Below are 10015 nucleotides of genomic sequence, written 5' to 3'. Positions count from 1 at the left end.
CGGTTACATTCCGAACCCGGAAGCTAAGCCTTACAGCGCCGATGGTACTGCAGGGGGGACCCTGTGGGAGAGTAGGACGCCGCCGAACAATCATTCAAAAGGGTTGGACCCCGAACTTCGGTTCCGGGTCCAACCCTTTTTTGTTTTCCGTCACTTGACGTTCACGCGGCGCGACCAGCATCGTCGGCATGAGTACTGCTGCCATGCTCAGGGCCGCCGGCGTGGGTGTCGGTGACGAGGTCGTCGTACCCGCCTTCGGGAACGCGGAGGTCGCTGAATCCGTGGTCCTCGTCGGCGCGTTGCCGGTGTTCGCCGACATAGATCCGGCGACGTACTGCCTCGACGCGTCCGCCGTGGAGGCGGCGCTGACACCCCGGACCGCGGCCGTCGTCGCCGTACACCGCTTCGGGCGGCCGGCGGACACGGCCCGGCTGCACGGGATCGGGCAGCGGCACGGGCTGCTCGTACTGGAGTACGCGGAGACCGACGGGCCGTACGACGAGATAGCGCGGCGCAGGGAGCGGGCGGCTTATCTCGACGGGAAGTTGAAGGGCGTGCGCACCCCCGACGGCGGTGACGGGCACACCTACCAGCAGTACGTGGTGCGAGTGCCGGGCAACGGCCGGCCCGACCGGGACGCGTTCGCTCGGGCCGTACGGGAGAGGGGAGTCGACTGCCGGGTGCCGGTGAAGACGCCCGTGCACCGGATGCCCGGTTTCCGGCGCTGTGTGTCCTTGCCGGAGACGGAGCGGGCCGCCGACGAGACCCTCGCACTGCCCGTGGAGGCGTCGTTGACGAAGCGGGACATGCAGCGGATCGTGTCCGCGTGCAATGCGCTGGGCGGACTGCTGCAACCCGCGCACTGAAAGCCGTGTTGGGAGCATCCCCCTGTTCGGGGTATGATCTATTCCGTTGCCGCGAGGGAAACCTCGAAAAGGCGACAGGCCCCTATAGCTCAGTCGGCAGAGCGTCTCCATGGTAAGGAGAAGGTCAACGGTTCGATTCCGTTTGGGGGCTCCACAGCAGAAAGGCCCCGCCCATCGGGCGGGGCCTTTCGCATGCCCTGGTCCGGTGTGTCAGTCCGTGTGCGGCTCCGGTACCCGCATCGCCAGGATCGCCATGTCGTCGGACGGCGCGTCCGACGCGAACCGCTCCACCGCGCGCATGATGCGGGCCGCCACCGCGCCCGCCGTCAGGCCCGTGCAGGTGGTCAGGACGTCGGCGAGCCCGTCGTCCCCCAGCATGCGCGTGCCTTCGCGGCGCTCCGTGACGCCGTCCGTGACGCAGAGCAGGACGTCGCCGGGGTCCAGGGTGACCGTCTGCTCGTAGAGCTCCAGGTCCTCCAGGACGCCCAGGAGCGGCTGGGGTTCGGCAGCCGGTTCCACCGTGCCGTCCTGGCGCAGGCGCAGGGGGAGGGGGTGGCCGGCGCAGACGACCTTCAGCTCGGCGCTGCCGTCCTCCTGCGGGCGCATCTCGCCGTAGAGGAGGGTGAGGAAGCGGCTGCGGGCGCCCTCGTCGAGGATGGCGGAGTTGAGGCGCTCCAGGACCGCCGGGCCGCTCAGGCCCTCGCGCGCCAGCAGGCGCAGGGCGTGCCGGGCCAGGCCCGTGACGGCCGCCGCGTTCGGGCCCGTACCGCAGACGTCGCCGATGGCGAAACCGTAGGCGCCGTCGCTGATGGGGAACAGGTCGTAGAAGTCGCCACCGACCTCGTTGCCCTCGCCGGCCGCGCGGTAGATGACCTCGACCTCGACGCCGTCGATCAGGGGGAGCTCCGGCGGCAGGAGGCTGCGCTGGAGGGACTGGCTGATGGCCGTACGCTCCGAGTACAGGCGGGCGTTGTCCAGGGCCAGGGCGGCACGGCGGGACAGGTCCTCGGCGAGTTCCAGGATCTCCTGGCGGAAGTGCTCGTCGGTGGGCTTGCCGAGGGTCAGCATGCCGATGACGCGGTTGCGGGCGACCAGGGGCAGGACCACGGTCTCACCGCCGACGGCGGAGGCCGTGGCCAGGGTCGGGCCGATGCCGGAGCCGACCCGCTGGGTGGAGCCGCCGCTCAGGCCGAGGCTGCGCATGGAACTGCGCAGCGCCGCCTGGTGGGCGACCTCGGCGGGAGCCGTCCAGACGCGGGCGCCCGGCGTGGGCACCGGGTCGGGCGGGTCGATCTTGGAGAGCAGGGACTTGATGCCGTCGATCAGTTCCTCGTCCTCGTGCAGGACGTACGACAGGTACGGGTCCGAGGCCTGGTCGGCGATGGTGTACACGGCGCACCAGGTGGCCAGGGTCGGGACCGTCATCTGCGCCATGAGGGCCAGCGTCTGGTCACGGTCCAGGGTGCCGGCGAGGAGATCGGAGGCCTCGACGAGGAAGCTGAGCGAGCCGCGGCGCAGCCGCTCCAGCTCGCCCAGGCGGGCCGATTCGACGGCCAGGGCGATGCGGTCGGCGGCGAACTGGAGACGCAGGGCCTCCTCGTTGGAGTACCGGCCGGCGGCTTCGGCCGCGACGCCGAGGGAGCCGGTGAGGCGGCCCTCGACCTTGAGGGGGACGGTGACGACGGAGCGCATGCCGGTGCCGCTCAGCAGCGGGACGGCGCCGGGGACCGCCGTGAGGTCGTCGTGGACGGCGGGCATGCGCGCGGAGCCGTAGCGGCCGGGGCCCGCCTCGACGGGGACGCGGGCGAAGCGCTGGCGGGCGGAGGGCAGACCGGTGGAGGCGCGGACCTCCAGCTCCGTCTCGTCGTCGGTGGCGAGGAGCAGGAAGGCGGCGTCGGCGTCCAGCATGTCGCGGGCGCGTTCCACCGTGCGCTGGAGGAGGCCGTCGAGGTCGTCCGGGGCGGGGGAGCCGATGAACACCTCGAAGGGGTCGGTGTTCTTGCCCTCGGAGGAGCCGCCGGAGTCGGAGGCCGGCACGCGCAGAGGTGTCTGCAGCACGGCACGCTCGTGGTCCCGTACGAGGAGGCAGACGGTGGAGGGCTCGCCGCCGGCGTCACGGACGCGGAGGTGGGAGGCGTAGACCGGGGTGACGCGGCCGTCGGCGCCCCTTATGCCGTAGCTGCCCTCCCAGCGGGAGAGCTGGAGCGCCTCGACGATGCCCGTGCTGGTGCCCGGGGTGTGCGGCCAGGCGGCCAGGTCGGTCAGCGGCTTGCCGGTGACCTGCTCGGCCGGGTAGCCGAAGAGTTCCTCGGCGTCCTCGTTCCAGGCGGTGATGGCGCTGGTGCGGTCGATCTGGACGACGGCGACGCGGACGCGGCCGTCGGCGACCGGCAGCAGCTCGACCGGGAGGGACGGGCCCGCGCTGCGGGTGCCCACCGCGCGCGCGGGCAGGTCCAGCCGGAACCAGACGTTCTTGTGCGTGGGCGTGTACTCGACGCCCCAGTGTCCGGCGAGGGCCGCGCAGAGCTGGAGGCCGCGTCCGCCCTCGCGGTCGGGGCTGCCCATGTCGACGGCGGAGCCCTGGATCGGTACCTCGCGCTCGGGGTAGCGGTCGGCCACCTCGATGCGTACGCCGTCGTCGCTGCGCAGACACACCACGTCGGCGGCGGTGCCGGCGTGCACGACGGCATTGGTCACCAGTTCGCTGGTGAGCACCACGGCGTCGTCGACGATGTCGGCGTGGCCCCAGCCCTGGAGGGTGTCGCGGACGAAGGAACGTGCGCTCGCCACCGATCGTCCGACGGGCTCGAAACTGGCGGCCGCGCGCGCGGTGATCACAGAACTCCTCGACCCTCTCTCCACGTCCACGTGTACGTGCACGGCCTCATGGCCGACCGGCTCGTGCCGCTGCTGCGGCAGGCCGCCCGTCGGCCCGGGATCCGGGGGCTGCTCCCCCGGGATCAGTCCGGTGGTCATGTCTCCGGCCGCCCCTCCGATGCCCGCTCGTCTCGTGCCACCGCCCAGGCCGGACAGAACCGGCATGGCTGGACAGCCGCATGCAAGGTTACTTACCTTCGCCGTCCCCGCGGATGCCGGTCTGCAGTGTTTCCGCCCAGAGGGTGTGCGGACGATGTGCGAAGCTGCCGAACTGTTATGGCCTGGTTCGGACGGGGTGAAACACTGGGCAGGCTTCTTGTGTGCGTCCGGGCAGGCCGAATGCCGAGCGGGCTCGACGGGCAGCAGCCCTGGCAGCGGCTCGGTGGGCCGCGCCGGGGCGTGCGGCGGTACAGGAAGCACACGGTAGTAACCGGTCGCCGTGGGCGTACCGGGCACAGCAGTAACGGTCGACCCCTGCGGGAGGGACACAGTGGAGTCTGGCGCAGCGACGCGGGCCACGAAGACGCGCGCGAAAGGCGGACAGTCCCTGAGTAAGCAGGGCAGGACACGAGGCGGGACGACGACGGTCGACACGGCGGCGCTGAACCGGCTGCTCGCGGCCCTCGTGGCCATGCGGGAGGGGAACTTCCGCAAGCGGCTCACGGTGTCCGGGGACGGCGTGATGTCGGAGATCGCGGCGGTCTTCAACGAGGTGGCCGACCGCAATCTGCACCTCACGGGCGAGCTGGCGCGGGTGCGGCGGATGGTCGGGCGCGAGGGGAAGCTCACGGAGCGGCTGGAGACGGGGGCCTGCGAGGGGTCCTGGGCCGCCGCGATCGACAACTCCAACGCGCTCGTGGACGACCTGGTGCGGCCCGTCTCCGAGGTCGGCCGGGTGCTGTCGGCGGTGGCGGACGGTGACCTGTCGCCCCGCATGGAGCTGCGGACGCAGACCGCGGAGGGTGCCGGACATCCGCTGCGCGGCGAGTTCCTGAAGGTCGGGCGGACCGTGAACAACCTGGTCGACCAGTTGTCGACGTTCACGGACGAGGTCACGCGGGTGGCCAGTGAGGTCGGTACCGAGGGCAAGCTGGGCGGGCAGGCCCAGGTGCGCGGCATGTCCGGTTCGTGGAAGGACCTCACGGACTCCGTCAACACGATGGCGTACCGGCTGACCGCGCAGGTGCGGGACATCGCGCTGGTGACGACGGCCGTGGCCAAGGGGGACCTGTCCCGGAAGGTCACGGTTCACGTGGCCGGGGAGATGCTGGAGCTGAAGAACACCGTCAACACGATGGTCGACCAGCTCTCCGCGTTCTCCTCCGAGGTGACGCGCGTCGCGCGGGAGGTGGGTACCGAGGGTGCCCTGGGCGGTCAGGCGCAGGTGCCCGGCGTCGCCGGTGTGTGGAAGGAGCTCACCGACTCCGTCAACACCATGGCCGGGAACCTGACGGCCCAGGTGCGCGGGATCTCCGAGGTGACGACCGCGGTCGCCAACGGTGACCTGTCGCTGAAGGTGACCGTGCCGGCCCGCGGCGAGGTGGCGCAGCTCGCCGAGACGGTCAACCAGATGACCGAGACGCTGCGGATCTTCGCGGACGAGGTCACGCGGGTGGCCAACGAGGTCGGCGGTGAGGGGCAGCTCGGCGGTCAGGCGAACGTGCCGGGTGCGGCGGGCATCTGGAAGGACCTGACCGACTCCGTCAACACCGTCTTCCGGAACCTGACCACACAGGTGCGTGACATCGCCGCGGTGACGACGGCGGTGGCCAACGGCGACCTGTCGCAGAAGGTCACGGTCGACGTGGCCGGGGAGATGCTGGAGCTGAAGAACACCGTCAACACGATGGTGGACCAGCTGTCCTCCTTCGGCGCCGAGGTCACCCGCGTGGCCCGGGAGGTCGGGGTCGAGGGCGAGCTGGGCGGCCAGGCGCAGGTGCCGGGTGCGGCGGGCACGTGGAAGGACCTCACCGACTCCGTCAACACGGCGTTCCGCAACCTCACCGGTCAGGTGAGGAACATCGCGCAGGTGACGACGGCGGTGGCCAACGGCGACCTGTCGCAGAAGGTCACCGTGGACGTCTCCGGGGAGATGCTCCAGCTGAAGAACACCGTCAACACGATGGTGGACCAGCTCTCCAGCTTCGCCGACCAGGTGACCCGGATGGCGCGGGACGTGGGCACGGAGGGCCGTCTCGGCGGTCAGGCCCGGGTCGACGGGGTGTCGGGCACCTGGAAGGAGCTGACGGACTCCGTCAATTCGATGGCGGGGAACCTGACGTCGCAGGTGCGCAACATCGCGCAGGTGACGACGGCGGTGGCCCGCGGTGACCTCTCCCAGAAGATCGACGTCGACGCGCGCGGGGAGATCCTGGAGCTGAAGAACACCATCAACACGATGGTGGACCAGCTGTCGTCGTTCGCCGAGCAGGTCACGCGCGTCGCGCGGGAGGTCGGTACCGAGGGCCGTCTCGGCGGCCAGGCGCAGGTGCCCGGCGTCGCCGGTGTGTGGCGGGACCTGACCGACTCGGTGAACGGCATGGCCGGCAACCTCACCGCGCAGGTGCGCAACATCGCGCAGGTCGCGACGGCGGTGGCCCGCGGTGACCTCTCCCAGAAGATCACCGTGGACGCGCGCGGGGAGATCCTGGAGCTGAAGAACACGCTGAACACGATGGTGGACCAGCTGTCGTCGTTCGCCCAGGAGGTCACGCGCGTCGCGCGGGAGGTCGGTACCGAGGGCATCCTGGGCGGCCAGGCCGAGGTGCAGGGCGTCTCGGGCACCTGGAAGGACCTCACGCAGTCCGTGAACGGCATGGCCAACAACCTGACCATGCAGGTCCGCAACATCGCCGAGGTCACCACCGCGGTGGCCAAGGGCGACCTGTCGAAGAAGATCACCGTCGACGCCAAGGGCGAGATCCTCGAGCTCGTCACCACCGTCAACACCATGGTCGACCAGTTGTCGTCGTTCGCCGAGCAGGTCACACGGGTGGCGCGCGAGGTGGGTACCGAGGGCATCCTCGGCGGGCAGGCGCACGTGCCGGGTGTCGTGGGCATCTGGAAGGACCTCAGCGACAACGTCAACCTGATGGCGAAGAACCTCACCGTCCAGGTGAGGAACATCTCCCAGGTCGCCGCCGCCGTCGCCAACGGCGACCTGACGCGGACGGTGACGATCGAGGCGCGCGGTGAGGTCGCGCAGCTCGCCGAGACCTTCAACACCATGGTGAAGACGCTGAGTTCGTTCGCGGACCAGGTGACCAAGGTGGCCCGTGAGGTGGGCACGGACGGCATCCTCGGCGGACAGGCGCACGTGCCGGGCGTCTCCGGTACGTGGAAGGACCTCACCGAGTCGGTGAACCAGATGGCGTCCAACCTGACCGGTCAGGTGCGCAACATCGCCATGGTCACGACCGCCATCGCCAAGGGCGACCTGACCAAGAAGATCGACATCGACGCGCGCGGGGAGATCCTCGAGCTGAAGACCACGATCAACACGATGGTCGACCAGTTGTCCTCCTTCGCCGAGGAGGTGACCCGCGTGGCGCGCGAGGTGGGCACGGAGGGGCAGCTCGGCGGGCAGGCGCGCGTGCGGGACGTGGACGGGACCTGGCGGGACCTGACCGAGTCCGTGAACGAGATGGCCGGGAACCTGACCCGGCAGGTGCGCGCCATCGCGCGCGTGGCGACCGCGGTCACCCGCGGTGACCTGAACCTGAAGATCGACGTGGACGCCTCGGGGGAGATCTCCGAGCTCCAGGACTACATCAACAAGATGATCGCCAACCTGCGCGACACCACGATCGCCAACAAGGAGCAGGACTGGCTCAAGGGCAATCTCGCCCGCATCTCGGCGCTGATGCAGGGCCGCCGGGACCTCCAGGACGTGGCCTCGCTGATCATGAGCGAGCTGACCCCGGTCGTGTCCGCGCAGCACGGCGCGTTCTTCCTGGCCATGCCGCTCCTCGACGGCCAGGAGCCGGGCGCCGGCGGCGACGACGAGTACGAGCTGCGCATGCTCGGCTCGTACGGCTACTCGATGGGGTCGATGCCCACCTCCTTCCGGCCGGGAGAGGCACTGGTCGGGACGGCCGCCCAGGAGAAGCGCACGATCCTGGTGGAGAACGCGCCGAGCGGCTACCTGAAGATCTCCTCCGGGCTCGGGGAGGCCCCGCCCGCACAGGTGATCGTCCTGCCGGTGCTGTTCGAGGGGAAGGTGCTCGGCGTCATCGAGCTGGCGTCCTTCACCCCGTTCACGCAGATCCAGAAGGACTTCCTCAACCAGATCGCCGAGATGATCGCGACGAGCGTCAACACCATCTCCGTCAACACCAAGACGGAGGTGCTGCTGAAGCAGTCGCAGGAGCTGACGGAGCAACTGCGCGAGCGTTCGGAGGAGTTGGAGCAGCGGCAGAAGGCGCTGCAGTCGTCCAACGCCGAACTGGAGGAGAAGGCCGAGCTGCTGGCCCAGCAGAACCGCGACATCGAGGTGAAGAACACCGAGATCGAGGAGGCCCGGCAGGTGCTGGAGGAGCGGGCCGAGCAGCTCGCGGTCTCCATGCGCTACAAGAGCGAGTTCCTGGCCAACATGTCGCACGAGCTGCGTACGCCGCTCAACTCTCTGCTGATCCTGGCCAAGCTGCTCGCCGACAACGCCGAGGGGAACCTCTCCCCGAAGCAGGTCGAGTTCGCCGAGACGATCCACGGGGCCGGGTCCGATCTGCTCCAGCTCATCAACGACATCCTCGACCTGTCGAAGGTCGAGGCGGGCAAGATGGACGTCTCCCCGACGCGCATCGCGCTGGTCCAGCTCGTGGACTACGTGGAGGCCACGTTCCGGCCGCTGACCGCGGAGAAGGGACTCGACCTGTCGGTGCGGGTGTCGCCGGAGCTGCCCGCCACCCTGCACACCGACGAGCAGCGGTTGCTCCAGGTGCTGCGCAACCTGCTGTCCAACGCGGTGAAGTTCACCGACTCGGGAGCGGTCGAGCTGGTCATCCGGCCGGCCCGGGACGACGTGCCGCAGGCCATCCGGGAGCAGTTGCTGGAGGCCGGTTCGATGACCGACCCGAACGGGGAGCTGATCGCGTTCTCCGTGAGCGACACCGGTATCGGGATCGCGGCCAGCAAGATGCGGGTGATCTTCGAGGCGTTCAAGCAGGCCGACGGCACCACCAGTCGCAAGTACGGCGGCACGGGTCTCGGGCTGTCCATCTCGCGGGAGATCGCGCAGCTGCTGGGCGGTGAGATCCACGCCCAGAGCGAGCCGGGCCGCGGTTCGACGTTCACCCTCTACCTGCCGCTGCACCCGAGCGAGCTGCCCCCGCACGGTTACCAGCAGGCCGTGCCGACGCTCGAGGCGGGCGAGCTGCTGGCCGCCACGAGCGCCCCGGCCGACCGGCCCGAGCCGCCGCAGGCGCAGGCCGAGCTGCCCCCGTACCAGGACTCGCGGAACGGTGCCGCCTCGCTGTTCCGGCGCCGGCGCAGGGCCGTGCCGGAGACTGGTGAGCAGACCGCCGCGCAGGAGCAGCGGCAGGCCGGCGAGCAGGACACGGCGCAGCAGCCGCACCGGAACATCCGGTTCGGCGGGCAGAAGGTGCTGATCGTCGACGACGACATCCGCAACGTCTTCGCGCTCACCAGCGTCCTGGAGCAGCACGGCCTGTCCGTGCTGTACGCCGAGAACGGCCGGGAGGGCATCGAGGTCCTGGAGCAGCACGAGGACGCCGCGGTCGTTCTGATGGACATCATGATGCCCGAGATGGACGGGTACGCCACGACGACGGCGATCCGCCGGATGCCCCAGTTCGCCGGGCTCCCGATCATCGCGCTGACCGCCAAGGCGATGAAGGGCGACCGGGAGAAGGCGATCGAGTCGGGAGCCTCCGACTACGTCACCAAGCCGGTCGACCCCGACCACCTGCTGACGGTGATGGAGCAGTGGATGCGCTGGGAGTGAGCGGCAGGTCCGGGCGGTGCGCGTCCGGTCGGCGCGCGTCCGGGCAGTGTGCGGATGTGGTGTGCGTGAGCGCGGCGGGGGCTTCGGGGTTCACGCGGAGTCGCTGACTCAGTGTGCTCGACATCGTGTAGAAGTACGGGATTCGGGGAACCTTCTGGTCTCCCGCCGCGTTTCTGCTACGTACACAGTGACATCGCGGTGACAGGGTGTGGCGACGGGCGGGGTGCGGCTACGATGACCGGCACAAGGACGGGCGACGCAAGGGAGTCGTCCCCTGGGGCGGCGCCCGCCGGTGCTGCCCCAAGTCCTG

Annotated in this window: 3 protein-coding genes, 1 tRNA gene and 1 rRNA gene; 4 read left to right on the top strand and 1 reads right to left on the bottom strand. The window is 70.0% G+C overall.

Annotated elements, in window-relative coordinates:
• The 3 genes from rrf to ACZ4V6_RS31790 all read left to right on the top strand — a co-directional run.
• Positions 1–88 (top strand): 5S ribosomal RNA (gene rrf / locus ACZ4V6_RS31800); the annotation flags it as partial.
• A gap of 115 nt (positions 89–203) precedes the next feature.
• Positions 204–866 (top strand): DegT/DnrJ/EryC1/StrS family aminotransferase, encoded by a 663-nt coding sequence (locus ACZ4V6_RS31795; protein ID WP_467834077.1) that lies wholly within the window; start codon positions 204–206, stop codon positions 864–866.
• A gap of 78 nt (positions 867–944) precedes the next feature.
• Positions 945–1020: transfer RNA gene (locus ACZ4V6_RS31790), tRNA-Thr, on the top strand.
• A 56-nt stretch (positions 1021–1076) separates the two neighbouring features.
• On the opposite strand, the gene ACZ4V6_RS31785 is transcribed toward ACZ4V6_RS31790, so the two are convergent.
• Complete coding sequence (locus ACZ4V6_RS31785) at positions 1077–3842, bottom strand: SpoIIE family protein phosphatase (RefSeq protein WP_467834070.1); 2766 nt, start codon at positions 3840–3842, stop codon at positions 1077–1079.
• A 391-nt stretch (positions 3843–4233) separates the two neighbouring features.
• On the opposite strand from ACZ4V6_RS31785, the gene ACZ4V6_RS31780 reads away from it, so the two are divergent.
• Positions 4234–9705: a HAMP domain-containing protein gene (locus tag ACZ4V6_RS31780; protein ID WP_467834068.1), complete on the top strand. Its 5472-nt coding sequence runs from the start codon at positions 4234–4236 to the stop codon at positions 9703–9705.
• The last annotated feature ends 310 nt before the right edge of the window (positions 9706–10015 follow it).

It is taken from the genome of Streptomyces sp. NPDC029152 (assembly GCF_055564355.1).
This window is presented reverse-complemented; position numbering and strand designations above follow the sequence as displayed.